This is a genomic window from Neisseria sp. P0022.S010 (genome assembly GCF_051956635.1).
The window spans coordinates 1-619 of sequence record NZ_JBQCXF010000806.1 but is presented as its reverse complement, the minus strand read 5'-3'; the positions used below and the strand labels follow the sequence as shown (position 1 = coordinate 619).

Here is a 619-nt window from a genome sequence, read left to right as displayed (position 1 = left end):
TTACTATTCTGAGCTTTTAATCCATCAATAAAATTACTATATGATAGCGATGAATACATTAATCTACGGTAACCATTTTTATCTCCTAATGATGAAAGATTGGATGCTTCAGTGACAGCTGTACCAATCCATACTTTCTCATTAATTCCAACACCTTTTCTCCCTGTTTTAATGACTAAATCATTTCCTGACGACATCCCTATTCCTGCCCGAATAGGAGCAATCCCTCTTTGCTCTAACATCTTATTAAACATATTGATAAATGTGTTTGCATAGAAGGTTTTATTGGCACAATTTAGAATATCTTTTTGAAAAGGCGTATTATAAATTGCATAAACACAATCTCCACGAATACCTATCTCAAGCATGAATCCATCATCATCTCTCAGTATTTCAATCAGTTCAGAAATAAATGCTCTGATTACTTTTGCGGTTTCCTCTTGATTCTCGCTTGTAAATAATCTACTTGAATCCCGAATATCTATAAAAATACTGGTTAACCATGTCCTGTATCCATTTTCAAAAGTAAAATTACCATCTACTGGTAATTTCTTCTTTTCTTCTATGATCATATGATTATCTAGAATACTTTCTACTCGGTTTTTTCCCTGTATATAGT

Annotated in this window: 1 protein-coding gene; it reads right to left on the bottom strand. The window is 32.5% G+C overall.

Translation table 11 applies throughout. From position 1 onward, the window contains the following. Positions 1-572: adenylate/guanylate cyclase domain-containing protein (locus ACTHUT_RS21525; RefSeq protein ID WP_440419848.1), on the bottom strand; the 572-nt coding region annotated here is incomplete at its 3' end. Positions 573-619 lie beyond the last annotated feature (47 nt).